The sequence below is a fragment of the Cellulomonas sp. P22 genome (assembly GCF_044392165.1).
This window is the reverse complement of the sequence record NZ_JBISBW010000007.1, coordinates 1-23,810: the sequence shown is the minus strand read 5'-3', so window position 1 is coordinate 23,810 and position 23,810 is coordinate 1. Positions and strand designations below refer to the sequence as shown.

Annotated in this window: 21 protein-coding genes; 15 read left to right on the top strand and 6 right to left on the bottom strand. The window is 74.1% G+C overall.

Going from position 1 to position 23,810, the window contains the following annotated elements; all coding sequences use genetic code 11:
• The first annotated feature begins 140 nt into the window (after positions 1 to 140).
• The 7 genes from ssd to ACGIF2_RS09090 all read left to right on the top strand — a co-directional run bounded on the left by ssd (position 141) and on the right by ACGIF2_RS09090 (position 4,702).
• Positions 141 to 863, top strand: coding sequence for a septum site-determining protein Ssd (ssd, locus tag ACGIF2_RS09120; protein ID WP_396045769.1), 723 nt, complete (start codon positions 141 to 143; stop codon positions 861 to 863).
• Positions 860 to 2,059, top strand: coding sequence for a TadA family conjugal transfer-associated ATPase (locus tag ACGIF2_RS09115; protein ID WP_396045767.1), 1,200 nt, complete (start codon positions 860 to 862; stop codon positions 2,057 to 2,059). The genes ssd and ACGIF2_RS09115 overlap by 4 nt, the downstream gene beginning before the upstream one ends.
• Positions 2,056 to 2,793, top strand: a complete 738-nt coding sequence (locus ACGIF2_RS09110; RefSeq protein WP_396045765.1) for a type II secretion system F family protein — start codon at positions 2,056 to 2,058, stop codon at positions 2,791 to 2,793. Before ACGIF2_RS09115 ends, ACGIF2_RS09110 begins: the two co-directional genes overlap by 4 nt.
• Before the next feature lie 176 nt (positions 2,794 to 2,969).
• Positions 2,970 to 3,410 carry a type II secretion system F family protein gene (locus tag ACGIF2_RS09105; RefSeq protein ID WP_396045763.1) on the top strand — a complete coding sequence of 147 codons (441 nt, stop codon included), beginning with the start codon at positions 2,970 to 2,972 and terminating at the stop codon, positions 3,408 to 3,410.
• A 178-nt stretch (positions 3,411 to 3,588) separates the two neighbouring features.
• Positions 3,589 to 3,885 (top strand): DUF4244 domain-containing protein, encoded by a 297-nt coding sequence (locus tag ACGIF2_RS09100; protein ID WP_396045761.1) that lies wholly within the window; start codon positions 3,589 to 3,591, stop codon positions 3,883 to 3,885.
• Entirely contained in the window at positions 3,882 to 4,268 is a 387-nt protein-coding gene (locus ACGIF2_RS09095) for a TadE family type IV pilus minor pilin (protein ID WP_396045759.1), read from the top strand. Before ACGIF2_RS09100 ends, ACGIF2_RS09095 begins: the two co-directional genes overlap by 4 nt.
• Positions 4,169 to 4,702 carry an Rv3654c family TadE-like protein gene (locus tag ACGIF2_RS09090; RefSeq protein ID WP_396045757.1) on the top strand — a complete coding sequence of 178 codons (534 nt, stop codon included), beginning with the start codon at positions 4,169 to 4,171 and terminating at the stop codon, positions 4,700 to 4,702. The genes ACGIF2_RS09095 and ACGIF2_RS09090 overlap by 100 nt, the downstream gene beginning before the upstream one ends.
• 9 nt (positions 4,703 to 4,711) lie before the next feature.
• Here ACGIF2_RS09090 and ACGIF2_RS09085 read toward each other — a convergent pair whose 3' ends face one another.
• Positions 4,712 to 5,371 carry a response regulator gene (locus ACGIF2_RS09085; RefSeq protein WP_396045755.1) on the bottom strand — a complete coding sequence of 220 codons (660 nt, stop codon included), beginning with the start codon at positions 5,369 to 5,371 and terminating at the stop codon, positions 4,712 to 4,714.
• The gene (locus ACGIF2_RS09080; RefSeq protein ID WP_396045753.1) at positions 5,359 to 6,684 is read right to left on the bottom strand and encodes a sensor histidine kinase; all 1,326 of its coding nucleotides are present in this window, start codon (positions 6,682 to 6,684) and stop codon (positions 5,359 to 5,361) included. The genes ACGIF2_RS09085 and ACGIF2_RS09080 overlap by 13 nt, the downstream gene beginning before the upstream one ends.
• Positions 6,685 to 6,841: 157 nt before the next feature.
• Between ACGIF2_RS09080 and ACGIF2_RS09075 the strand changes: the two genes are divergently transcribed.
• From ACGIF2_RS09075 to ACGIF2_RS09065, 3 genes are read left to right on the top strand one after another with little or no spacing between them, the layout of a single operon-like run.
• The gene (locus ACGIF2_RS09075; protein WP_396045751.1) at positions 6,842 to 7,099 is read left to right on the top strand and encodes a hypothetical protein; all 258 of its coding nucleotides are present in this window, start codon (positions 6,842 to 6,844) and stop codon (positions 7,097 to 7,099) included.
• Complete coding sequence (locus ACGIF2_RS09070; protein ID WP_396045749.1) at positions 7,096 to 7,884, top strand: ABC transporter ATP-binding protein; 789 nt, start codon at positions 7,096 to 7,098, stop codon at positions 7,882 to 7,884. The genes ACGIF2_RS09075 and ACGIF2_RS09070 overlap by 4 nt, the downstream gene beginning before the upstream one ends.
• A gap of 1 nt (position 7,885) precedes the next feature.
• Positions 7,886 to 10,453 carry an FtsX-like permease family protein gene (locus tag ACGIF2_RS09065; RefSeq protein ID WP_396045747.1) on the top strand — a complete coding sequence of 856 codons (2,568 nt, stop codon included), beginning with the start codon at positions 7,886 to 7,888 and terminating at the stop codon, positions 10,451 to 10,453.
• 87 nt (positions 10,454 to 10,540) lie between these two features.
• Here the strand turns inward: ACGIF2_RS09065 and ACGIF2_RS09060 are convergent, their stop codons facing one another.
• From ACGIF2_RS09060 to ACGIF2_RS09045, 4 genes are all read right to left on the bottom strand, one after another.
• A complete protein-coding gene (locus ACGIF2_RS09060) occupies positions 10,541 to 12,880 on the bottom strand; it encodes an FtsX-like permease family protein (RefSeq protein WP_396045745.1) in 2,340 nt (779 codons plus the stop codon).
• Positions 12,877 to 13,560 carry an ABC transporter ATP-binding protein gene (locus ACGIF2_RS09055; protein ID WP_396045743.1) on the bottom strand — a complete coding sequence of 228 codons (684 nt, stop codon included), beginning with the start codon at positions 13,558 to 13,560 and terminating at the stop codon, positions 12,877 to 12,879. Before ACGIF2_RS09055 ends, ACGIF2_RS09060 begins: the two co-directional genes overlap by 4 nt.
• A 41-nt stretch (positions 13,561 to 13,601) precedes the next feature.
• Positions 13,602 to 14,123 carry a PadR family transcriptional regulator gene (locus tag ACGIF2_RS09050; protein WP_396045741.1) on the bottom strand — a complete coding sequence of 174 codons (522 nt, stop codon included), beginning with the start codon at positions 14,121 to 14,123 and terminating at the stop codon, positions 13,602 to 13,604.
• A gap of 84 nt (positions 14,124 to 14,207) precedes the next feature.
• Complete coding sequence (locus ACGIF2_RS09045) at positions 14,208 to 16,808, bottom strand: DEAD/DEAH box helicase (RefSeq protein ID WP_396045739.1); 2,601 nt, start codon at positions 16,806 to 16,808, stop codon at positions 14,208 to 14,210.
• 260 nt (positions 16,809 to 17,068) lie between these two features.
• Here ACGIF2_RS09045 and ACGIF2_RS09040 point away from each other — a divergent pair, with 260 nt between their 5' ends.
• The 5 genes from ACGIF2_RS09040 to ACGIF2_RS09020 all read left to right on the top strand — a co-directional run bounded on the left by ACGIF2_RS09040 (position 17,069) and on the right by ACGIF2_RS09020 (position 23,235).
• Complete coding sequence (locus ACGIF2_RS09040) at positions 17,069 to 18,886, top strand: ribonucleoside triphosphate reductase (RefSeq protein WP_396045737.1); 1,818 nt, start codon at positions 17,069 to 17,071, stop codon at positions 18,884 to 18,886.
• A complete protein-coding gene (locus tag ACGIF2_RS09035; protein ID WP_396045736.1) occupies positions 18,883 to 19,605 on the top strand; it encodes an anaerobic ribonucleoside-triphosphate reductase activating protein in 723 nt (240 codons plus the stop codon). Before ACGIF2_RS09040 ends, ACGIF2_RS09035 begins: the two co-directional genes overlap by 4 nt.
• A 68-nt stretch (positions 19,606 to 19,673) precedes the next feature.
• Entirely contained in the window at positions 19,674 to 20,009 is a 336-nt protein-coding gene (locus ACGIF2_RS09030; RefSeq protein WP_396045734.1) for an STAS domain-containing protein, read from the top strand.
• A gap of 211 nt (positions 20,010 to 20,220) precedes the next feature.
• Positions 20,221 to 22,560 (top strand): sodium-translocating pyrophosphatase, encoded by a 2,340-nt coding sequence (locus tag ACGIF2_RS09025; RefSeq protein ID WP_396045732.1) that lies wholly within the window; start codon positions 20,221 to 20,223, stop codon positions 22,558 to 22,560.
• Positions 22,561 to 22,569: 9 nt separating this feature from the next.
• Positions 22,570 to 23,235 (top strand): endonuclease/exonuclease/phosphatase family protein, encoded by a 666-nt coding sequence (locus tag ACGIF2_RS09020; RefSeq protein ID WP_396045730.1) that lies wholly within the window; start codon positions 22,570 to 22,572, stop codon positions 23,233 to 23,235.
• Positions 23,236 to 23,810 lie beyond the last annotated feature (575 nt).

The following is a 23,810-nucleotide window of genomic DNA, read 5'->3' as shown; positions in this document are numbered from 1 at the left end:
CACCGCGGCAGGGCAGGCCTGGGTCACCGCGCGGGGGGTTCGCACACGATCAGCTCCCGCCTGGACGCTCGTGACCCGCACGCCCCGCGCCCCGGGGCCGTGCCCCACCGGGTGCGCAGGACGACGGACCGGAGGCACGGATGAGGGCTGATCGCGTCGCCGCACGCGGCGGTGGTGGGGTGATCGGGGTCGTCGGTGCGCGCGGAGGTGCGGGTGCCTCGACGTTCGCCTCGGCTCTCGCGCAACGGCTGTCCCGCGATGCCCCCACGTGCCTGGTCGACCTCGAGCACGCCGGCGGTGGCCTCGACGTGCTGGTGGGGCTCGAGGAGTCAGGCGGGCTGCGATGGCCGGACCTGGCTGATGCGCGGGGCGCGGTGCCCGGCGACGAGCTGACCGCGCTGCTGCCCCGGTGGGGGGCGTGCACGGTGCTGAGCGGCGACCGGACCCGCCCCGGGCCCCCACCCTCCGACGCCGTGGCCGACGTGCTGACGGCGCTCGCCCAGGAGCACACCCACGTCGTGCTCGACCTGGACCGCGTCGACGTCCTCGCCCGCGGCCCCGGTCCGTCCGTGTGCCGCACCGTGCTCGTGGTGGTCCCGCGCGACCTGCGCGGCGTCGCCGGCACCCTCGCGCTGCGCACCGCGCTGCTGGGGCTCGTCCCCGACGTCCGGCTCGTGGTCCGAGGACCCGCCCCGGGCGGCCTCGGGGTGCTCGAGCTCGCGCACGTCGTCGACCTGCCCGTGGCCGCGAGCATGGCCACCGACCGGCGCCTGCCCGCCGCTCTCGAACGCGGCGGCGGACCGTCCGGGCGACGCGGCCCGCTCGCCCGGGCAGTCGCCACGATCGCCCGGGAGCTCGCATGAGCCAGGTCTCCGGCGCCGGCCTGGTCGTGGCGTCCCGCGTCCCCGGCCGCACCGCTGACCCGTCACTTGTCGACGGCGTCCGGGCCCGGCTGGCCCGGCGTGGCACCCCTCCGACCGACGCCGACGTCACCGCAGCGGTGCGGGCCGCCGGCACCGTGCTCGGCAGCCGCGCGCTCGCCGAGCTGGGCACCGCGGTGCGCGCCGAGGTGCTCGGTGCCGGACCGCTGCAGCCGCTGCTCGACGACCCGGACGTGACCGACGTGCTCGTCAACGCCCCGGACGACGTGTGGGTCGAGCGCGCCGGACGGCTCGAACGCGCCGGGGTGGACCTCGGCACGGCAGCCCAGGTCCGCGAGCTCGCCGTGCGCCTCGCGGCGGCCGGCGGGCAGCGCCTCGACGACGCGAGCCCCACGGTCGATGCCCGGCTGCCCGACGGCACGCGCCTGCACGCCGTGCTGCCCCCGGTCGCGGGCGGCTGCACGCTCGTCTCGCTGCGGGCCCTGCGGCAGCGGGCCTTCGCCCTCGAGGAGCTCGTCGCCGCCGGCGCGGTCGCTCCCGGGCTGGCTCCCGTGCTCCGGGCACTCGTGGCCGCCCGCGCCAGCTTCCTCGTCTCGGGTGCCACGGGCAGCGGCAAGACCACGCTGCTCTCGGCCCTGCTCTCGCTCGTGCCCGGGGACCAGCGGATCGTGTGCATCGAGGAGTCGGGCGAGCTGACCCCCGACCACCCCCACGTCGTCCGGCTGCTCGCGCGCGGCGCCAACGTCGACGGCGCGGGGGCCGTCGGGCTCGCGGAGCTGGTCCGGCAGGCGCTGCGCATGCGACCCGACCGGATCGTGCTGGGGGAGTGTCGGGGCGCGGAGGTCCGAGACGTTCTCATGGCGCTCAACACGGGTCACGACGGCGGGTGCGCGACCCTGCACGCCAACACCGCACGCGACGTCCCCGCGCGACTCGAGGCCCTCGCCGCGCTCGCGGGCCTGGACCGCGCGGCGCTCGCGGCCCAGGCGGCGAGCGCCCTCGAGGCCGTCGTGCACCTGCGGCGTGACGGTGGTCGTCGGTACGTCGCCGAGATCGCCGTGGTGCGGCGTGACGGGTCCGGTGAGCTCGTCGTCGAGACCGCGGTCGGGGTCGCACCCGGTGGGGTGCCCGTGCGCGCCGCAGGCTGGGCGGCGCTCGCACGGCGGCTCGGCGCATGAGCGCGGTCGTCGGTCTGCTCGTCGCCGGGGCGGTCCTCGCCGTCCGCGGTCCGCGTGGTCGCCCGGTCCGCAGGGCGGCAGCGCGACCCCGGGCCCCCCTCGGCGGACGACTCCTCGATCGGCTCACGGGACGGACCGACGGCACACCGCAGCCGACGCTGGTCGAGGTCCTGGCCATGGTCAGCGCGTCGCTCCGCGCGGGACGCACACCCGTCGAGGCCTGGCGGGCGACCGGGGTGGTCACGGCGACGGACGGCGTGCCAGCGCCCGGCGCGCTCCTGGTCGTCGGGGCTCGCGCGTCGGGCGGGCGGACGCGTGGCGTGCCCGGCCGCGGGGGTGCATTCGGCAGGCGGGGCGCACCCGGCGGGTGGGGCGACCGACACGTCCGCCACGTCGTGGCGGTGCACGCCGCCGCCCGGCTCGCGGCCCGGTTGGGCGCACCGCTCGCGCCGGTGCTCGACAGGGTGGCCGAGGCGATCGTGGTCGACGACGAGGTCGAGGCGGAACGCCGTGCGGCCCTCGCCGGTCCGCGCTCGACCGCGATCGTGCTCGGCTGGCTGCCGGTGCTGGGCGTGCTGCTCGGCTACGGCCTGGGAGCCGACCCGCTGCGCGTGATGCTCGACGGTGGCGTGGGTTCGCTCAGCGCGCTGCTCGGCGCGGTGCTGCTCGTGGCGGGCCGGTGGTGGACGGCGCGGATGCTCGCGGGCGCGCGAGCGGCCGGGGCTCCCCGGTGACGCCGGTCGCGGTCGGCCTCGTCGTGACCGTACTGCTGGCGGGCGCAGCCGGGACATGGACCGTCGGGCCCTCGTCCCGGCTGCGTGCCGTGGGAGCTGGTGGCGCGCGCAGTGCTGGGAGCGGTGGGCACGCGGCCCACTCCGAGGGCGTCGGGTCCGCCCAAGGTCGGGGTGAGGTGTGGGACGCGGGGCCGGTCGACGTGGTGCTCGTGCTCGACCTGGTCGACGTGGCCCTCGCGACCGGCGCGGGCGTGCCCCATGCGCTGCGCGCGGTCGGGGAGGCGATCGGCGGTCGGGACGGGGAGGCGCTCGAGCACACGGGCGCCGCGCTCGTTCTCGGGGCGTCGTGGCCCGAGGCCTGGGGCCGGGCGCCCGTACGGTTCGGGCTCCTGGCGCGGTGCCTCGAACCCGCCTGGACCGCGGGCGCGGCGCCGGGTGCGACGCTGCGCGCGCAGGCTGCTGCCGTCCGCAGGGACCGGCGCCGGGCGGCGCGCGAGGCTGCCGCGCGCATGGGGGTGCACCTCGTGCTGCCGCTCGGGCTGTGCTTCCTGCCCGCGTTCGTGCTGCTCGGTCTCGTGCCGGTGATGCTCTCGCTCGCCGGCGGGCTGCTCGGCTGAGACGCGACGCACCGGCGCAGCCGTCCGACGTCCGCGTGCGGCCCACCCACAGCCGCTCCCCGTGGGGGTCGCCGCAGCGGCGAACCCGTCGATCCCCGTGCGGCCCCGCGGGGTCCGCGACCGTGATGGTCCGTCCCCGCCCGGTGGGACCGGCCATCACACGACACGGAGGAGCGACATGGGATCGAGCGACATGCCGTCGCAGGGGACCGACGAGCAGCAGGACCGGCAGGAGCTGCAGGGGCAGGACACGGGGCGCCCTGCGAGCGCGAGCGGGCGCCGAGTCATCGCCCGTACAGCGGCGCGGCTGCGGGGCGTCCGAGGTGCGGCGGGGGACCGCGGCATGGCCACCGCCGAGTACGCGATCGCGACGATCGCCGCGGTCGGGTTCGCGGGCCTCCTGGTCGTCGTCCTGCGCAGCGGGGAGGTGCAGGCCCTGCTCCTGGGACTCATCCGCAGCGCCCTGTCCACATGACCGGCCGCCCGGCGGTGCCCGTCGCCGGTGGGCGTGGCCGCGCCGTCGACCCTGAGCGCGGCAGCGTGACGGCCGAGCTGGCCGTCGCGCTGCCCGCGGCCGTGGTGCTGCTGGTCGCGGTGCTCGTGCTCGCGGTCGCCGCCACCACCCAGCTGAGGTGTGCCGATGCCGCACGGGCAGGTGCTCGCAGCGCCGCGCTGGGTGAGGACACCGCGACCGTCTCCGCGGTGGTGACGCGCCTCGCCGGCGAGCGCGCCGAGGTCGACGTCGTGCGCGACGGCACGTGGGTGACGGTCTCGGTGCGCAGCGTCTCGACCGCGGGCGGTCTCCACCTCGACCCGGTGCAGGTGGGCGCGACCGCGACGGCACGGGTCGAGCCGTGACGCCGCGTCGGCGAACCCCCGCGGGCGATCGAGAGCGGGGACGGGGCGCTGAGCGGGGACGGGGCGCTGAGCGAGGATCGGGCGCTGAGCGGGGATCGGGCACCGTGCTCGTTCTCGGGCTGATCGCGGTGGTGGTCGTCCTCGTCCTCGCCCTGGGTCTGCTGGTCGGTGCGCAGGGCGGTCGGTGGCGCGCACAGACCGCAGCCGACCTGGCCGCGCTCGCCGGGGCGCAGCACCTGGCGGGGACCGGACGGGGTGCCGGTGACGTCACCGCGGCGTGCGCGGTCGCCCGGGAGACCGCGGAGCGCAACGGTGGGGAGCTCCGCGGCTGCACGCACGAGGGCGACGGCGTCGTGAGCGTCACGGTGATCCGCTCGACCCCGGCAGGCCACGCCCGTGCGACGGCACGCGCCGGACCCGCGTCGGCGCGATGACCCACGAGGTCAGGCGCGCAGGCGGGCGTCCTCCAGGTAGCGCAGCACCGCGGTGACCCGGCGGTCGGCCAGGTCCGTGGGGGCCAGGTCGAGCTTCGCGAAGATGCTGCGGATGTGCTTGTGCACGGCGCCCTCGGTCACGAACAGCCGCGCGGCGATGGCGGTGTTCCCCAGCCCTTCGGCCATCACCGCGAGCACCTCGCGCTCGCGCGGGCTGAGCCGGTCGAGCCGGCTGTCCGAGCGGGTCCGCGCGAACAGCTGCGCGATGACGTCCGGGTCGATCGCCGTGCCGCCGCCGGCCACCCGGTGCAGGGCGGCGAGGAACTCGTCCACGCGTCCGACCCGCTCCTTGAGCAGGTAGCCCAGGCCCGCGCTGCCGTAGGCCAGCAGATCGGTGGCGAACGCCTCCTCCACGTACGCGGACAGCACCAGCACAGCCAGCCCCGGCTGCCGGCGCCGCGCGTCGACCGCCGCGACGATCCCCTCGTGGGTGTGCGTCGGCGGCATGCGCACGTCCACGATCGCGACGTCCGGCACGTGCTCGGCGACGGCCGCCAGGAGCTCGGACGGATCGGCCGCCGTCGCGACCACATCCAGCCCTTCGGCGCGCAGCAGCAGCGCCAGCCCCTCGCGCAGCAGGGCGTCGTCCTCAGCGATCACGATCCGCACGGCAGGCTCACCTCCATCGTCGTGGGGCCGCCCACCGGACTGGTCAGCGAGAAAGCCCCGTCGTGCGCCTGGACGCGTCGCCGGATGCCCGCGATGCCGCTCCCGCCGCCCGTCCAGGTCCGGTCTCCGGAGTCCCTGTGCGGCCCGTGCCCGGGGACCGGCTCCGCGGCACCACCAACTCCGTCGTCCTGCACGGTGACCTCCAGACGGTCGCCGGGTCGCCGCACCGTCACCACGCAGGTCTGCGCCCTGCTGTGCCGGGCCACGTTCGTGAGCGCCTCGGCGACCACGAAGTAGGCCGTCGCCTCGACCGAGGCGGCGCACCGCCCGATGTCCTCGACGTCGAGCCGGCACGGCACCGGGCTGGTCGCCGCGAGGCCCGACAACGCGTCACTCAGCGACCGGTCCTCGAGCACAGCGGGCAGGATGCTGCGCGCGACGGCACGCAGCTCGGCGAGGGCCTGCTCCGCGGCGTCCTGCGCGCGGTCCAGCAGCGGGCCCGCCGTAGCCGGGTCGCGGGTGAGGGCCCGCTGCGCGGCGCCCAGCAGCACGCTCACGGCGACGATCCTGTTCTGCGTGCCGTCGTGCAGCGAGCGCTCGATGCGCCGCAGCTCGGCGGCGTGGGCGTCCAGGGCGCCGGCGCGGGTCGCCGTGAGCTCCGCCACGCGCATCGCCAGGTCGGTGCCCCGGGGTGGGCTGAGCAGCCGCCGGGTGGGCCAGGACTGCAGGCGCGCCATCGGCGACGTGAGTCCCACCGCGACGACGATCCACGCGACGCCGCCCAACGTGACGGCGGCGGCGCCGGCCCAGCTGTCCACGATCCACGTGCCGATCGACGCCGTGCGGAACTCCTCGGGCACGGACTGCCACCACAGGACGAACGTGGCGTCGCGCACGGCGTTGAGCGGCAGGGCGAGGGCCAGCATCCCGAGCACCAGGCCGAGCGTGGCCGCGCAGACCAGCCAGCCCAGCTCCCGGTGGATGGTCGGGTCCGCGAGCGCCTCGCGCAGCCGAGCCGGCACGGGCGGCGGTCCGATGATCTCCGGCCCGATGAGGGAGAACCGTGCGCGCTCCCGGTCGGCGACGGCGCGCACCGCGGTGAGCGCTCCCGGCAGCAGCCAGAAGCCCACCCCCACCACGCAGGCGAGCGCGCAGACCGCCACCCACAGCAGCGCCATCAGGGCGAGGACGGCGATCGCCAGCCCGCCCACGAGCTGTTCGAGCGCGTCCAGGGTCCGGCGTGCCACCCCGCCGTGCCGCTGGACGGACGGGCGACCGACCGTCACGTCGCCCTGACCTCGAGATGTCCCCACGTCGGTGACCCTAGGCGACCTCCGGGCAGGGCGGCAGGCCCACCGCCGAGAAGTACAGCCTGCTGCACCTCAGGTCGGGCGCTGGCGGGATCGTCCGGGCCGATCGCCGTCCCTAGCGTCGTGGTTGTCCGGAAAACCCTCGATCAGGGAGCTCGCCATGCCTGACCCCTACGCCTTCCCCGGCGCCTCCGAGGCGCCCTCTCGCACGCACCCCCACGCCCACGAGGCGTCCCCTGAGGCGTCCCGGGTGGCCGGCCGACGGGCCGCGCTGTGGACGCTCCTCGTGCTGAGCGCCGTCGCGAACTCCGTCACCTCGGCCATGGCGGTGCCCGTGGGCATCAGCCTCGCGCTGGGCGGCCTGACTCTCGTCGCCATCGTCGCGCTGGTGGTCTCGCACACCCGGACGCGGTCGTGAGCGGCCTGCGGGGCGCCGTCGAGCGCCCGGCCGCCGACGCCACGACGTCGACGCGGTCCACCTCGGCGGTGCCCGCGGTCGCCCTGACCGACGTCAGCAAGACGTACGCCGGGGGCGTACGCGCGCTCGACGACGTGACCCTGGCCGTCGAGCGGGGTTCGTTCGTCGCGGTGGTGGGGCCGTCCGGCTCCGGCAAGAGCACGCTCATGCACTGCGCGGCGGGCCTGGACTCGCCGACCAGCGGTCGGGCCGCCATCGCGGGGATCGACATGACGCACCTGGACGAGACGGCCCGCACCGTGCTGCGCCGCAGCCACGTCGGCTTCGTCTTCCAGTCGTACAACCTGGTGCCGTCGCTGACCGTGATGGACAACGTGACGCTGCCGCTGCGCCTGGCGGGAGCCCGGCCCGACATGGACTGGCTGCGCAGCCTCGTGGACCGGGTCGGGCTCACCGATCGGCTCTCGCACCGGCCCGGCGAGCTCTCCGGCGGCCAGCAGCAGCGCGCGGCGATCGCGCGGGCCCTCGTCGCCCGGCCCGAGGTCGTGTTCGCCGACGAGCCGACCGGCGCGCTCGACCTGCGCACCGGCCGGGAGGTGCTCGACCTGCTGCGGGACCTGGTCGAGACGCTGGGCCAGACGGTCGTCATGGTCACGCACGACCCGGCGGCCGCCGCCCGCGCCGACCGCGTGGTCGTGATGGCTGACGGCCGGGTCATCGACTCGCTCGAGCAGCCCACCGCTGCCCACCTCGCGAGCACCCTCGCCGCCGTGGAGGTGGGTTGAGATGCTGCACCTGGCCGTCCGTATGGCCCGGCGCCGGGTCGCTGCGCTCCTCGCCGTCGCGTGCGCCGTCCTCGGCGGCGCCGCCTTCCTCACCGCGATCGGTGTGCTCGCGGACTCCGGCCTCCGCTCTCACGTGGCGGCCGACCGCCTGGCCGGGGCCGACGTCGTGGTGACCGCGAGCCAGTCCTTGGCCCAGCCGGGTGACCTGCCGGTCGCCCTGCCCGAGCGGGCCCGGGTCTCGTCAGCCGTGGTCGCGGAGCTGGCGGCGCTGCCCGGGGTCGTCGCGGCGGTCGGCGACGTCAGCTTCCCCGCGGCGGTGGTGGGCGCCGACGGCCAGGTGGTCGAGGCCGGTGACGCGGCCACCGCCGGTCACGGGTGGTCCTCCACCGCGCTGCTCGACACCGGGTCGCCGGGCGACGACGCCACCGTGACCGGGCCCACCGACGGTCAGGTCGCCCTCGGCTCCGCGGTGGCGTCCGCCGCGGGTGTCGGGGTCGGCGACCAGGTCCAGGTGGTCGCCGCCGGCACGACGGGGGACTACGAGGTCGCCGCGGTGACGCCCGGCAGCGGGGTGTACGTCGACGACGCCACCGCGCTGCGGCTCGCTCACGGCCCGGCCGCGGCTGCCGACGGCGCGGCCTCGACCGTCGACCTCGTCGCCCTGCGCACCGACCGCGGTGCGGCGGAGGCGGTGGCCGACGCGGCACGGGAGCTGGTGCGTGACGAGGGTCTGGTCGTCTCGACGGGCGACGCGCGGGGGGACGTGGAGAACCCGCTGGCCGTGGCGGGTCGCGGGATGCTGCCGGCCATCGCGGCGTCGCTCAGCGGCGTCACGCTGCTGGTGATCGGCTTCATCATCGCCGGCGCGCTCGCCGTGTCGATCAGCGCCCAGCGTCGCGACTTCGCCCTGCTGCGCGCCATGGGGGCGACACCGCGTCAGGTGCGGTCCCTCGCGGCCTGGCAGGCGACGGTCGTGGCGGTCGCCGCGATGATCCCCGGCGTCGCGCTCGGCTACGTCGGTGCCGAGCAGTTCCGGACGATGCTGGCCTCCACCGGGATGCTCTCCCCGGATCTTCCCCTGACCGTCGGCCCCGTGCCCGGAGCGGTGGCAGTGCTGCTGCTCGTCGTGACGGTGCAGGTGGCGGCCCGGTCGGCCTCCCGCAGGGCGTCGCGGCTGCCCGCCACCGAGGCTGTCGCGGAGTCCCGCACCGAGCCTCGTGCGCCGTCCCGGGTGCGGGTGCTGACGGGTGCGGCGCTGATCGTCGGGTCCTTCGGCGTCGCGGCGACACCGCTGCTGTCGCGCACCCCGGTCGGGGCCGCCGGCGCCGCGATGGCCGGGATCCTGGCGGCGATCGGGCTCGCGCTGCTCGGCCCCCAGCTGGTGGGCGGGTTCAGCCGGTGGCTCGCGCGACGGCTCCCGGCGCGGGCCTCGGCCCCCACGTGGCTCGCCGTCGCCAACAGCCACGGGTACGCGCTACGGGTCGGCGCTGCGGTCAGCACGCTCGCCCTGGTGGTCGTCTTCACGGTGACCTATGGGTTCACGCAGACCACGGTCCTCGCGGCGGCGACCGGTGACCTGCGCGACGCGACGCTCGCGCAGGCGACGCTCAGCGCACCGGCTCTGGGCGGCCTTGCCGTGGACGTGGTCTCCGAGGTACGTGACCTGCCCGGCGTGGAGGCGGCCGCCCCGGTGGGCACCACCACAGTCCTGGCGCCCACGACGATGGCCGGTGAGACCACCCTGGAGAGCGCGTCGGCGACGATCCTCACGCCTGACTCCACGGGGGTGCTCGACCTCGACGTGCAGGACGGGGACCTCGCGGACCTCACCGGCAGCACGATCGCCGTGGACTCCGGTTCGGCCCGCGCGCACCCTGTGGGCAGCACGATGGACCTCGTCCTCGGGGACGGCACACCGACGCAGGCGGAGGTCGTCGCGGTGTACGGCCGCGGCCTCGCCTTCGGCTCGGTCGTCCTGTCGGCCGACCTGGCCGCCGGCCACTCGGCCGCCCTCGTACCGAGCGTCCTGGTGCGCACCGACGGTTCCGTGGCGGCGTCCGAGGCGCTCGCGGACTTCGCCTCCGAGCGACCCGGCCTGATGGTGCACGACGGCGCGGCACCCGGCGCCTCGGCCGAGGGCGGCGCCGGCGGGCTCGGCGGCATGTCACCCGACCTGCTGATCAACATCGTGGTGCTCGGCGTGCTGCTCGGCTACCTGCTGCTCGGCGTCACCAACAAGCTGGTGGCGAGCACGCTGGAACGGCGGAACGAGATCGCGACCCTGCAGCTCGCGGGGGCCACGCCACGTCAGGTGCGGTCCATGATGCGGCGCGAGGCGGCGCTGGCCAGCGGGGTCGCGCTGGCGACCGGGGGGCTGCTGTCCGTGGTCCCGCTGGTCATGCTCGGCATCGGGTTCCTGGGGCGCCCGCTGCCGGCGGGGCCGGGGTGGCTGGCTCCCGGGGTGGCGGTGCTGGTGGTGGTCATCGCCTTCGTCGCGATCGAGCTGCCGACCCGGCATGCGCTGCGCACACCACCGGCTCGCGCGTTGTCGCAGGCCGGAGCCGCGTAGGACGGCCCGACCCACCGAGCCCCAGCAGCGCGAAGGCGGCCACCACCGACACCGAAGGTGCTGGTGGTGGCCGCCTGGTGAGCCGCCCTACTCGCTGCGCAGGCCTCCGGGCTTGGTGAGTCGCCACAGCAGCGGCAGGCTGCCCGCAGTGGTCAGCAGCACCACGCCGGCGGCGACGCCGGTGGTGGTGCCGATCCCGACCCAGTCGAGCTGGACCGGTGCCCCGGCGACGGTCTGCAGGACCGTTGCCAGCCCCGTGCCCGTCGCCACGGCCAGGAGCAGCCCCAGCGTCACGGGGATCGCGACCTGGTAGAGGACCGATCCGCTCAGGGTGCTCCGCCGGGTCCCGAAGGCGAGCAGCACCGCGAGGAGCTGGCGCCGCTCACGCAGCTGCTCGACGACGTTGACCAGCATGCTCGCCCCGATCATCAGCAGCAGCGCGATCGTCACGACGAACAGTGCCTGCCTCATCGTCAGGAGGGCAGCGGTGAACCTCTCGGACCCGGACTCGACGTGGGCGCGCGGGTCCACCCGGGAGGCGGCCGTGCGCAGGTGCTCGATCGCGTCGGGGTCCGCCGGGTCCAGCGTGACGCTCAGGTCGACGTCGGTCAGGTCGAGCCCGAGCCCTGCCACCGCTGCAGGCGTGACCAGGATCTGCCCTCCGTAGGAGTCGGACGAGGCGGGCGGCAGGACGGTGCGGGCCGTGGCGGGCAACGTCCACCGCGGGCCCGATGCGCTGTCGTCGTCTTCGAAGGTGTAGGTGCTGCCCGCCTCCGGCAGCGACACGCCCTGCTCGGCGACGACGAAGACGTCACCGTCCTCGCAGGTGTCGATCTGGGCCTGCTGCGCCAGCGCGGCGCACTCGCCCATCTTCATCCAGGTCCTCGCACCGTCCGCGGACGTGCCCCACAGGTTGGCCAGGGCGCCGACCTCGCGCACACCCGGAGCGCTCTCCAGGTCCGTGACCCAGCGCTCGTCCGTGCTCGCGCCGTACACGGTGACCACTGAGCTGCCGGAGCCCTCGGCCTCGGCGCTCTCCAGCACGCTCTCGACCGCGCCGAACAGGCCGTGCAGCGCGATGAGGCCGGCGACGGAGACCGCGATGCCGGAGACGGCGCGCACGGCGGTGCCGCTGTCGAGCTGGAGCCGGCGCACGGCGAGCTGCCAGGCGACGCCTCCGGCACCCATCCGGCGGACCGTGGCCTCCACGAACCACGGCAGCAGCACCGCGATGCCGACGAGCAGGAAGACGAGACCGGCCAGCACCATGGCCTCGTTCCCGGTCGTCGTGTCCATCCCGGAACGCAGCGGGGCCAGCAGCGCGAGACCCACGACGGGCAGCACGAGACGCCACCACACCCGTCGACGGACCGTGGTGCCGCGACGGACGACGCCGAGCGGCTCGACCACGACGCGCTGCATCGCGGAGATGGTGACCAGGACCGCGGCGATCGGGACGAGGATCACGACCAGCGCAGCGAGCGCGGGTGCGGGCCGGAAGTCGGCGGGGTAGAAGCTGAGGTCCGCGGGCACGACCCGGTGCACGAACTGTGTCGCGGCCAGGAAGAGCACGCCGCCGACGACGAGGCCGAGCACGGCACCCGCGAGCGTCTCGCCCGCGGCGATCCGTCGGGTCATCGCGGTGTCAGCACCGACGAGCCGCAGCGCGGCGAGCCGGCGGTCACGCGCCTCCCCGCCGAAGCGGACCGCGGTTGTCAGGAAGATCGCGACGGGCAGCAGCAGCACCCCGAGCGCGACGATGCCCAGCAGCAGCACGAGGGGGGCCGCCGAGTCGGGGCCGGCCTCGACCCCGCCGAAGGACGCGGTGCGCGTGGCGGTGTCGGCGGTGAGCTCGTCGGTGCCCAGGTAGAACGTGAGCTCCTCGGGCCCGGCCAGGCCGGACGGCCCGATCTCGCCGACCACGCGGTCGCTCCACCTGCCGCGCAGCGCCTCACCGTCCTCGGAGCCGAGGACCCGGGCCAGCGCGGGCGAGACCAGCAGCTCGCCTGGGGCGAGCTGACGGGTCACCCCGGGGGGCAGCACCGGGTCGCCGCCCTCGGGCTGGAGCAGCATGCCCTCGATCGCGCGCCCATGGAAGTCCGAGCGCACCGAGGTGGTCAGCACGGTGTCGTCCGCCTGCGGCACAGCCTGCGTCCCGTCGGACAGCCGCTCGCCGGAGACCTGACGGTCGGCGACCCGGCCGTCGCGGGCCCCGATCACGGAGGGGATGGTGGTGGCGACCAGCAGCATCGTCACGCCGATCCCGACGCCCACGGCGACCAGGGCGAGCCGGACCCACCCTGAGGAGCCGCCCCCGACGCTCAGGCGGATCCCGAGCGCCAGGTCGGTGGCCCACTGCGACAGCCCCCTGCGCCGTCGCAGCGCCGTGCTCGGGGCGGTGCCCGTCGTCGTCGCGGGGGCGGTCATCGGACGCGCTCCTGCTCACGCACGCGTCCGTCGCGGACGACGGCCTCGCGGTCGGAGTACGCGGCGACCCGCGCCTCGTGCGTGACCAGCACCACGGCGGCCCCGGTGTCGCGGGCCGCGGCGATGAGCAGCTGCATGACCCGTTCGCCGTTGAGGGAGTCGAGGGCGCCGGTCGGCTCGTCGGCGAAGACGACCTTCGGCCGGGTGACGAGTGCACGCGCCACGGCGACGCGCTGCCCCTGGCCGCCCGAGGCCTGGCCGGGGCGCTTGCTCGCCACGTCGGCGACCTCGAGGCGTCGGAGCCACTCGGCGGCGGTGCGCTCGGCGTCACGACGCCCGGTGCCGGCGAGGCGCAGCGGCAGGGCCACGTTCTCGAGGCAGGTCAGCTCGGGCACGAGCTGACCGAACTGGAAGACGAATCCGAACTCCGTCCGGCGCAGCGCGCTGCGTTCGCCGTCCGACATCCCCGACATGTCGCGCCCGTCGTAGGTCACCTGCCCGGAGTCGGGGGTGAGTATCCCGGCGAGGCAGTGCAGGAGGGTGGACTTGCCGGAGCCGGACGGCCCCATGAGGGCGAGCACCTCCCCGGCGTGGACCTGCAGCGAGGCGGAGTCGAGGGCGTTGGTCGAGCCGAACCGCAGGTGCAGGTCGTCGGCGGTGAGCAGTGGTGCGTCGAGCATGGTGTGTCTCCCGGGGTTGGTGCCGGTGGGCAGAGGTCGTGCTACGGGCGGACGGCGGTGGCGAGCTGGTCGAGGCGGGCGGCGGTCAGCTCGAGCCAGCGCAGGTCGGCTTCCAGATGGAAGAGCGCGTGGTCGCAGATCAGCTGGTCGGCGAGGTCGCCGTCGGCCTTGCGGCGGGTCAGGTCGCGCATCAGGCGCAGGTGCTCGGCTCGCTGGGTGTCGAGGACCTCGGTAGCGTCGTGCCCGGAGAGCAGCGCCAGGACGACCTTCGTGTAGAGGGTGCTCTGGAGGTACGGCTCGGGCGTCTCGGGCTGGGCGAGCCACTGGTCCACGTCGCTCACGCCGGCGGAGGTGATCGCGTACCGCTTGCGCTCGGGGCCGTCGCCGGGCTCCGACTCCACCTCGACGAGACCGTTCTTGAGCAGCCGGGCGAGGGTCGAGTAGACCTGGCCGTAGTGCAGCGGGCGGTCGTGCCCGAACCGTTCGTCGTAGGAGCGCTTCAGGTCGTAGCCGTGGCGTGGACCGGACTGCAGCAGGCCGAGAAGAGTGAGTCCAACAGACATGCCGAGGACTATACACACTGTGTATACACCGCGCGCATATCGGTCGACGGGGGAGCGGCCCGCACCGGGCTCGGGCCCTCCGGGTCAGCTCGGGGCGTGCGCCAGGACCGCGTCGAGCAACCGCACCGCGGCGGCCTTCTCGAGCGGGTTGTTCGCGTTGCCGCACTTGGGCGACTGCACGCACGCGGGGCAGCCGTGCGCGCACCGACAGGTCGCGATCGCCTCGCGGGTGGCCTCGAGCCAGGTGCGGGCGAGCGCGAACCCGCGCTCCGCGAAGCCCGCGCCGCCGGGGTAGGCGTCGTGCACGAACACGGTGGCCTGCTCGGTGTCGACGTGCAGCGCGGTCGAGACGCCGCCCAGGTCCCAGCGGTCGCACGTGGCCAGCAGCGGCAGCAGACCGATCGAGGCGTGCTCCGCGGCGTGCAGCGCGCCGGGGGCGGTCTCGGCCGTGACCCCGGCGGCCTCGAGCACCTCGGCCGGGGCGGTCCACCACACCGACGAGGTCTGCAGCGTGCGGGCGGGCAGATCGAGCACCTCGGACCCCAGCACCTGCATGTCCGGGATGCGCTTGCGCTGGTAGCTCACCACCTGGGTGGTCACGTCGACGGTGCCGAGCCCCCAGGTGACCGGCCCCCAGGTCCGTTCCTGGTCGGTCGAGCGGATCTCGATCGACGTGACCCAGCGGGCCCAGGTGCCGAAGTCGACGTTCCGGCGCGACACGAGCGCCACGGAGTCGGCCAGGTGCAGCTCGTCGACCACGAACGTCGCCCCCTGGTGCACGTACACCGCGCCGGGGTGCACCGTCGCGTCCGCCGCGGCGGCGTCGACCGTCCCGAGCATCCGGCCGGTCGACATCTCGACCACCCGGACGGGGTCGCCCCCGGTGCCGCGCAGGTCGGTCAGCCGGGCGGCGGACCCGGCGTGCGTCCAGTACCAGCCCGATGCCCGACGTCGCAGCGCGCCCCGGGCGACGAGCGAGTCGAGCAGCGCGCGCGTGTCGGGCCCGAACAGCGGCAGGTCCTCCTCGCGCAGCGGCAGCTCGGAGGCCGCGGCGCACAGGTGCGGCGCGAGCACGTACGGGTTCGCGGGGTCGAAGACCGTGGCCTCGACGGGGGTGTCGAAGATGGCCTCCGGGTGGTGCACCAGGTAGGTGTCGAGGGGGTCCTCGCGGGCGATGAGCGCGACCAGCCCGTCGGCGCCCGCCCGGCCCGCGCGGCCGGCCTGCTGCCACATCGACACGCGCGTGCCGGGCCAGCCCGCGATGAGCACCGCGTCGAGCCCCGAGATGTCGACCCCGAGCTCGAGCGCGTTCGTGGTCGCGAGCGCGCGCAGCCGTCCGCTGCGGATCGCCTGCTCGAGCGCCCGGCGCTCCTCGGGCAGGTAGCCCCCGCGGTACGCGGCGACGACGTCGCGCAGGCTCGGGTCCACCGCGCGCAGGTGCTCCTGGGCCACGGTGGCGACCGACTCGGCGGATCGCCGTGAGCGGGTGAACGCGAGCGTGCGGGCGCCCGCGGCGGTGAGGTCGGCGAGCAGGTCGGCGGTCTCCGCGGTCGCGGACCTGCGCGGACGGTCGGGGTCCTCGGACACGGCGTGCTCGCCGGTGCCGCGCGGCCCTGCTCCCTCGGGCTGCCCGGCGTCAGCCCCGGTGCCGCTGGCGCCGTCGGCGGCCGCACCCTCTGCGGCCCCGGCCGTCCTGGCCGGCTCGGGCATCGGCAGGGGAGTGGCCCACGGGTCGTCCTCGGGCACGAGCGTCGACCACGGCCCGTCGAGGCCCGGCAGCTCGGGTGGCTGCCACAGCGCGAAGGTCTTGCGTCCCGCGGGCGACGCGTCGGAGGTCACGGCGACGATCTCGCGTCCCGTCCCCCCGATGAGCCGGGCGGCGCTCGCGGCGGGGTCGGAGGTCGTGGCGGAGGCGAGCAGGAACACGGGCCCGGTCGCGCCGACCGCGCCACGGCTTCCCGCGGGCTCGCCGGGCAGACGCGGCTCGCGCGGGGCGTAGGACGCAGCGACGCGCTGCAGCCGCCGCAGCACCGCGGACACGTGCGCACCGAACACGCCGCGGAACGCGTGGCACTCGTCGACCACGACGTAGCGCAGCGACCCGAGGAAGCGCGCCCACCGGCGGTGGTTCGGCAGCAGCGCGAAGTGCAGGAAGTCGGGGTTGGTCAGCACGGCGTCGGCGTGGTCCTGGACCCAGCGGCGCTCCTCGAACCCGGTGTCGCCGTCGCACGTGGCCACGCGCACGTCCCGGGTGCCCGACGCGGCGAGCAGCCCCTGCACCGACGTGAGCTGGTCGTGGGCGAGAGCCTTGGTCGGGCACAGGTAGAGCACCGAACCCCGTCGGGCGACGGTCTCGATGCGCCCGGGGTCGAGCGTGCCGGCGGCCACGTCGGCGCGCACAGCGGTGAGCGAGGGGAGCCAGAACGCGAGCGACTTGCCCGATCCGGTCGAGGTCGCCAGGACGGTGTGGTGGCCGGCCCAGGCGGCGTCGGCGGCCTCGACCTGGTGCCGCCAGGGGCGTTCGACGCCCAGCCGGCCGTATCCACGCACCAGGTCGGCGTCGGCCCAGGCGGGCCAGCCGACCTGTTCGCCCTCGCGCGCGGGCAGGTGGCGGACGTGCGTCAGCCGGTCGGCCCGACGGCCACCGGCGAGCAGCACGTCGAGCAGCTCACCGGTCTCGACCATGCCGCCCATCCTCGCACCGGAGCCTGGTGGGACGGTCCGCGCGCGGGGGTCGCACCGGGCGCCGGGAGCGACACGCCGTGGGCTTCGTGGCGGACGGGTGGTCCTGTGCGTCCGTGACGTGCGGCGCGATCTCGAGGGGGGACGAAGGTCCTCCCTCGAGATCGCTGCGCGCCCAGAGGATGGCACATCTAGTTGCCGGCACCCGCCGAGCGCCCACATGTAGTGGCCGTTACAGGTCGCACTCACCGAGGAGCTGCGCCATGGATCAACACCCTGTCGTCGAGGTCGGCTCGTCCATCGACGAGTACCTGGACCGCAGCGACTGGCGGGTGAACGCCAACGCGAACCAGGGGTACTCGCTCGGCGGCATGATCCTCAACACCTCGGGCAAGGTCATCGCCAACTACTGGCTGAGCCACGTCTACTCGCCCGAGATCGGTCGCGCCCACCGCGACGGCGACCTGCACATCCACGACCTCGACATGTTCTCGGGCTACTGCGCGGGCTGGTCGCTGCGCACGCTGCTCCAGGAGGGGCTCAACGGCGTCCCCGGCAAGGTCGAGGCCCGCGCGCCCAAGCACTTCAGCTCCGCGGTCGGCCAGATCGTCAACTTCCTCGGGACCATGCAGAACGAGTGGGCCGGCGCGCAGGCGTTCAGCTCGTTCGACACGTACATGGCGCCCTACGTCCGCGTCGACGACCTGTCCTACCGCGAGATCCGGCAGAGCATCCAGGAGCTCGTCTACAACCTCAACGTGCCCTCGCGCTGGGGCACGCAGACCCCGTTCACGAACCTCACGTTCGACTGGACCTGCCCCGAGGACCTGCGCGACCAGGTGCCGGTGATCGCCGACGAGCCGATGGACTTCACGTACGGCGACCTGCAGGCCGAGATGGACCTCATCAACCGCGCGTACATCGAGGTCATGACCGAGGGCGACGCGTCGGGCCGCGTGTTCACGTTCCCGATCCCGACCTACAACATCACCCCGGACTTCGACTGGGACTCGGAGAACGCCGAGGCGCTGTTCGACATGACCGCGAAGTACGGCCTGCCGTACTTCCAGAACTTCCTGAACTCCGAGCTCAAGCCCGGTGACGTCCGCTCGATGTGCTGCCGCCTGCAGCTCGACCTGCGTGAGCTGCTCAAGCGCGGCAACGGCCTGTTCGGCTCCGCGGAGCAGACGGGGTCGCTCGGGGTCGTCACGGTCAACTGCGCGCGGCTCGGCTACCTGTACCGCGGCGACGAGGACCTGCTCGTCAAGGAGCTCGACTACCTGCTCGACCTGGCGAAGGACTCGCTCGAGGTCAAGCGGACCGTGATCCAGAAGTACATCGACGGCGGGCTGTTCCCGTACACCAAGCGGTACCTGGGCACGCTGGACAGCCACTTCTCGACCATCGGCGTGAACGGGATCAACGAGATGATCCGCAACTTCACGTCCGACCTCGAGGACATCACCACGGACGACGGGCACGCGATGGCCGTGCGGCTGCTCGACCACGTGCGCGAGCGCATGGTCGAGTTCCAGGAGACCACGGGGCACCTGTACAACCTCGAGGCGACGCCCGCCGAGGGCACGACGTACCGCTTCGCCAAGGAGGACAAGAAGCGGTTCGTCGACATCATCCAGGCCGGCACCGAGCAGAACCCGTACTACACCAACTCCTCGCAGCTGCCCGTGGGCTTCACCGAGGACCCGTTCGAGGCGCTCGAGCGCCAGGAGGAGCTGCAGGGCAAGTACACCGGCGGCACCGTGCTGCACCTGTACATGTCGGAGCGCGTCTCGAGCGCGTCCGCGTGCCGCGAGCTGGTGCGCCGCGCGCTGTCGACGTTCCGCCTGCCCTACATCACGATCACGCCGACGTTCTCGATCTGCCCGAACCACGGCTACCTCGCGGGGGAGCACCTGACGTGCGACCGCTGCGCCGACGCTGACCCCGACGCACCGCCGGTCGTGTGCGAGGTGTGGACCCGCGTCATGGGCTACCACCGGCCCGTGAGCTCGTTCAACATCGGCAAGAAGGGCGAGCACGCCGAGCGCACCATGTTCCAGGAGTCGGCGATCTCGGTATGACCGATCGAGCGATGACCGCGGCGGCCCAGGACGCGACCGCGGCACCTCCCCAGCGCGGGGGAGTCGTCGACAGGTATCCGGCCGACTCGCTCGAGATCGCGGGCATGAGCCCGCTGTCCACGTGCGACTGGCCCGACAAGCTCGTCGCGACGCTCTTCCTTCAGGGCTGCCCGTGGCGGTGCACCTACTGCCACAACCCCGGGCTCATCGACGCGCGCGTCCCCGGCCAGGTCCCCTGGTCGCGGGTGCGCGGGCTGCTGAGCCGCCGCCACGGCCTGCTCGACGGCGTCGTGCTCTCGGGTGGCGAACCCACGCGTCAGCCAGGCCTGGCCTCGGCCGCCCGGGAGGTCCGCGAGGCCGGGTACGGCGTCGGCCTGCACACCTCGGGCGCCTACCCGCGGCGGCTCGAGGCGATGCTCCCGCTGGTCGACTGGGTCGGGTTCGACGTCAAGGCCCCCGCCGCGCTGTACCGAGCCATCACGGGCGTCGGTGGGAGCGCCGACGCGGCCTTCATGTCGTTGCGCCTGGTGCTCGACTCGGGCGTCGACGTCCAGGTCCGCACCACCGTCGACCCCACGGTGCTCAGCGCGTCGGACGTCGCCGAGCTGCAGACCACCCTGCGGCGCATCGGCGTCCGGGACCACGTGCTCCAGCAGGTCCGCCCCGACGGCACGACACCCGAGTACCGCGCGGCCCTCGCGAAGGTCCGCGCGACCTGACTCCGGGTGGCGTCCGACCTGAGGTCTGTTTGAATGCTCCCACCAGCGACGAGGATCGGGAGCCAGCGATGGACGTGGGCGTGACCAGCAGAGACGTCGATGACCTGACGGTCGTCGAGGTCTCGGGCGAGATCGACGTCTACACCGCGTCGGTGCTCCGCGAGAAGCTCGCGAGCCTGGTGGACGCGGGCCGCACGGACCTGGTGGTGGACCTGACCCCGGTGCGGTTCATGGACTCCACGGGTCTGGGCGTGCTGGTCGGCGTGCTCAAGAAGGTCCGGGGCCACGGTGGCCGCCTCCAGCTCGTGATCGACTCCGACCGTCTGCTGCGGGTCTTCCAGATCACTGCGCTCACGCAGGTCTTCACGATCCACGAGACGCTCGACGCCGCGCTCGCGGGCTGAGTCTGCCCGGCCCGTCGGTCGCCGGGTCGGCTGGTGCGCCTGGTGGTCGCGCCCGTCCATGTGACCAGAGCATCGCGGACGACCCGGACGAGTTGTCCTGATCGCCGGGTCTGACCTGGTAGGTCTGACTAGACTTCGCGGATCCGCACGGCAACGGGGCCGGACGGTGAGGTGCGGTCAGGGGGGCTGCGCCGGTGCCAGGGGAGGCCGCATGCTCACGCTCGGACCGACGAGCATCACCATCGTCAGCGTCATCGCCGTCATCGCGGTCGCGTGCCTGCTCTACGCGGTGGTGCTGCGCCGCCAGGTGCTCGCCGCGGGCGAGGGGACCACGTCGATGCAGGAGATCGCGCGCGCGGTCCAAGAAGGCGCATCGGCGTACCTGTCCCGCCAGTTCCGCACGCTCGTCGTGTTCGCGGCTGTCGTCTTCGGTCTGCTGTTCCTGCTGCCGGGCGACGCCGGGATCAAGATCGGGCGCTCGCTGTTCTTCCTCCTCGGGGCGGGGTTCTCGGCCGCGATCGGCTTCCTGGGCATGTGGCTCGCGACCCGCGCGAACGTGCGGGTCGCAGCGGCGGCGTCCCTGCCGGGCGGACGCGCCGAGGGGGCGCGCATCGCCTTCCGCACGGGCGGCGTCGTCGGCATGTGCGTGGTGGGGCTGGGGCTGCTGGGTGCCTCGTCGGTCGTCCTCATCTACCGGGGCGACGCGCCCGCGGTGCTCGAGGGCTTCGGTTTCGGCGCCGCCCTGCTGGCGATGTTCATGCGCGTCGGCGGTGGGATCTTCACGAAGGCCGCCGATGTCGGGGCCGACCTGGTCGGCAAGGTCGAGCAGGGCATCCCGGAGGACGACCCCCGCAACGCGGCGACGATCGCGGACAACGTGGGCGACAACGTGGGCGACTGCGCGGGCATGGCCGCCGACCTGTTCGAGTCGTACGCGGTGACGCTGGTCGCCGCACTCATCCTCGGCAAGGCAGCCTTCGGGGAGCAGGGGCTCGTGTTCCCGCTCGTCGTGACGGCCGTCGGGGCGTTCGTCGCGGTGCTGGGGGTGCTGGTCACGCGCATCCGCGGCACGGAGAGCGGGCTCGCGGCGATCAACCGTGGCTTCTACACCGCGGCGCTCGCCGGGGTGGTGCTCGCGGCCGTCGCGGCGTACACGTACCTGCCCGGCACGTTCACCGAGCTCACGGGGGGTACCGCGGGGCTCGAGACCCACGGCGGCGACCCCCGCCTGGTCGCGTCGCTGGCCGTCGCGATCGGCGTCGTGCTCGCGGGCATCATCCTGTGGGTCACGGGCTACTTCACGGGGACCACGTCGAAGCCGACCCTGCACGTCGCGCGCACCTCGCTGACGGGGGCCGCCACGGTGGTGCTCTCGGGCATCGGGGTCGGCTTCGAGTCCGCGGTGTACACCGCGGGCATCATCGCCGCGGCGATCTGCGGGGTGTTCCTCATCGCGGGCGGCTCGGTTCCGCTCTCGCTGTTCCTCATCGCGCTCGCTGGCTGCGGCCTGCTGACCACGGTCGGTGTGATCGTCGCGATGGACACGTTCGGCCCGGTGAGCGACAACGCGCAGGGCATCGCCGAGATGTCGGGCGACGTGACCCCGGAGGGCGCTCAGATCCTCACGGACCTCGACGCGGTGGGCAACACCACGAAGGCCGTCACCAAGGGCATCGCGATCGCCACGGCCGTCCTGGCCGCGACCGCGCTGTTCGGCTCGTACGCCGAGGCGGTCAACCGCGCGCTGCAGGGCCTGGCCCCCGTGACCTCGGACGTGGTCGCCTCGATGCTCACCTATTCGATCATCTCTCCCATCACGCTCGTCGGGGTGATCCTGGGCGGCGCGACGGTCTTCCTGTTCTCGGGCCTCGCGATCGACGCTGTGACCCGCGCCGCCGGCGCGATCGTCTTCGAGGTGCGCCGCCAGTTCCGCGACAACCCCGGGATCATGACGGGCGAGGTGCGGCCCGAGTACGGCCGGGTCGTGGACATCTGCACGCGCGACTCGCTCCGCGAGCTCGCGACGCCGGGTCTGCTCGCGGCGTTCGCGCCGATCGCGGTCGGCTTCGGGCTGGGCGTCGGTCCGCTGGCCGGCTTCCTCGCGGGGGCCATCGCGACCGGGGTGCTCATGGCCGTGTTCCTCGCGAACGCGGGCGGGACGTGGGACAACGCCAAGAAGATCGTGGAGGACGGCCACTACGGCGGCAAGAACTCCGACGCGCACGCGGCGGTGGTCATCGGTGACACCGTGGGCGATCCGTTCAAGGACACCGCTGGCCCGGCGATCAACCCCCTCATCAAGGTCATGAACCTCGTCGCGCTGCTGATCGCCCCGGCCGTGGTCGCGGTCAGCGTGGGGGACGGGGCCAACCACGTGCTGCGGCTGTCCATCGCGACGACCGCCACGCTGATCGCGTTCGGTGCTGTGGTCCTCTCCCGGCTGCGCGCGGCGCGGGTGGACCGCGAGGGGGCCTTAGAGCACGGCTCGCACCTGCTCGTCGAGGACCCGATAGAAGCCGCTGCGCTCGTGGACGGACGTCTGCGCGACTAGCGTCCCCGGATGCGCGTCATGACGTACAACCTCAAGTCGCTCCAGGTCGACGAGGCGGCTGCTGCCGCGGTCGTCCGGCTCGAGCAGCCCGACGTGCTCGGTGTGCAGGAGCCTCCGCGCGGACCGTTCCGGCGTGCCCGGCTTCGCCGCTTCGCTGCCCGCGCGGGGATGCGGGTGGCGGTCGGTGCGTACCGCGCACGGACCACGGCGCTGCTGGTCCGTCCCGGCTGCCGGGTCGAGGAGCCGCGCGCGCACCGCCTGCGCTGGCGGGTGGGCTGGACGCGCCGGGGCTTCGTGACGGCACGGGTCGACGGCGTCGACGTCGTCGTGCTCCACCTGTCGGTCCACGCGGATGAGCGGGCCCGCCACCTGGACGTCATCGAGGAGCGGATCGACGAGCTCTCGGGGCCCCTCGTGGTGCTGGGTGACCTCAACGAGCGGCCCGACGGTCCCGCGTGGGCGCGACTGGCGCGTCACGGGCGCGACGCCGCCGAGACGGCACCGGCGCCGACGTTCCGTGCGCCGGCTCCCAGGCACCGCATCGACGCGGTGCTGGTCTCGCCCGAGCTCGGGGTGCGGGGTGTCCGGGTGCTGCGGGACGCGGCCGCGCGCCGGGCGAGCGACCACCTCCCGGTCGTGGCTGACCTCGACGTACCGGGACTGCCCGGCCGCTGACCCACCCGCCGGTCGGGTGAACCTCGCGGGTCGCGAACAGCTCTCTGTCGGGACGGCCCGGTGCCGGCTGCGGTGACGGGAGCACTCCAGATCTCGGGTAGAGTTCTGGATGTCAGCGGGACGCACTGCGATCCGGCTGGCAGGAGACCTGCTCTCCACCGGAAGAACCCGCCGAACAGCGAGTTTGACCGGGGGGGAGCGACTCAGATAAGTTAGTCCAGCTGCTTCCGAGCGAGCAACGGACACCGCGGGTTCATCCCGGTGGCCGGTCCCCGGAGCAGCTACCCCGGGTGTGATGAGTCTGGCGGTTCTGCCGCCGGGTTCGTGATGCCCTGGTGGGATGGGTTCCCGTCTGGTGGTCCTCGAATAGAGGGTCTTGACGGCGGGGATCGGTTCCGCTAAGATTGAGAGGTTGCCTCTGACCCGGTCGCAAGGCTGGTGAGGATGAGCGTCTGTTCCTTGAGAACTCAACAGTGTGCCAAGTAGTCGATGCCAAGATGGTTCATCTTCTGGTGGTTGCCGGCCTTCGGTCGGTGGTTGTCGGTTGGTGAGTCTTGGTTGACTGAGGGCATCGT

Bases quoted from the DNA above. Each gene is read 5' to 3' on its own strand.
- ACGIF2_RS09095 (WP_396045759.1), top strand. From the start codon at position 3,882: ATGACCGGCCGCCCGGCGGTGCCCGTCGCCGGTGGGCGTGGCCGCGCC.
- ssd (WP_396045769.1), top strand. From the start codon at position 141: ATGAGGGCTGATCGCGTCGCCGCACGCGGCGGTGGTGGGGTGATCGGG.
- ACGIF2_RS09050 (WP_396045741.1), bottom strand. From the start codon at position 14,123: ATGTCTGTTGGACTCACTCTTCTCGGCCTGCTGCAGTCCGGTCCACGC.
- ACGIF2_RS09115 (WP_396045767.1), top strand. From the start codon at position 860: ATGAGCCAGGTCTCCGGCGCCGGCCTGGTCGTGGCGTCCCGCGTCCCC.
- ACGIF2_RS09020 (WP_396045730.1), top strand. From the start codon at position 22,570: ATGCGCGTCATGACGTACAACCTCAAGTCGCTCCAGGTCGACGAGGCG.
- ACGIF2_RS09045 (WP_396045739.1), bottom strand. From the start codon at position 16,808: ATGGTCGAGACCGGTGAGCTGCTCGACGTGCTGCTCGCCGGTGGCCGT.
- ACGIF2_RS09025 (WP_396045732.1), top strand. From the start codon at position 20,221: ATGCTCACGCTCGGACCGACGAGCATCACCATCGTCAGCGTCATCGCC.
- ACGIF2_RS09040 (WP_396045737.1), top strand. From the start codon at position 17,069: ATGGATCAACACCCTGTCGTCGAGGTCGGCTCGTCCATCGACGAGTAC.
- ACGIF2_RS09060 (WP_396045745.1), bottom strand. From the start codon at position 12,880: ATGACCGCCCCCGCGACGACGACGGGCACCGCCCCGAGCACGGCGCTG.
- ACGIF2_RS09100 (WP_396045761.1), top strand. From the start codon at position 3,589: ATGGGATCGAGCGACATGCCGTCGCAGGGGACCGACGAGCAGCAGGAC.
- ACGIF2_RS09110 (WP_396045765.1), top strand. From the start codon at position 2,056: ATGAGCGCGGTCGTCGGTCTGCTCGTCGCCGGGGCGGTCCTCGCCGTC.
- ACGIF2_RS09055 (WP_396045743.1), bottom strand. From the start codon at position 13,560: ATGCTCGACGCACCACTGCTCACCGCCGACGACCTGCACCTGCGGTTC.
- ACGIF2_RS09065 (WP_396045747.1), top strand. From the start codon at position 7,886: ATGCTGCACCTGGCCGTCCGTATGGCCCGGCGCCGGGTCGCTGCGCTC.
- ACGIF2_RS09075 (WP_396045751.1), top strand. From the start codon at position 6,842: ATGCCTGACCCCTACGCCTTCCCCGGCGCCTCCGAGGCGCCCTCTCGC.
- ACGIF2_RS09035 (WP_396045736.1), top strand. From the start codon at position 18,883: ATGACCGATCGAGCGATGACCGCGGCGGCCCAGGACGCGACCGCGGCA.
- ACGIF2_RS09030 (WP_396045734.1), top strand. From the start codon at position 19,674: ATGGACGTGGGCGTGACCAGCAGAGACGTCGATGACCTGACGGTCGTC.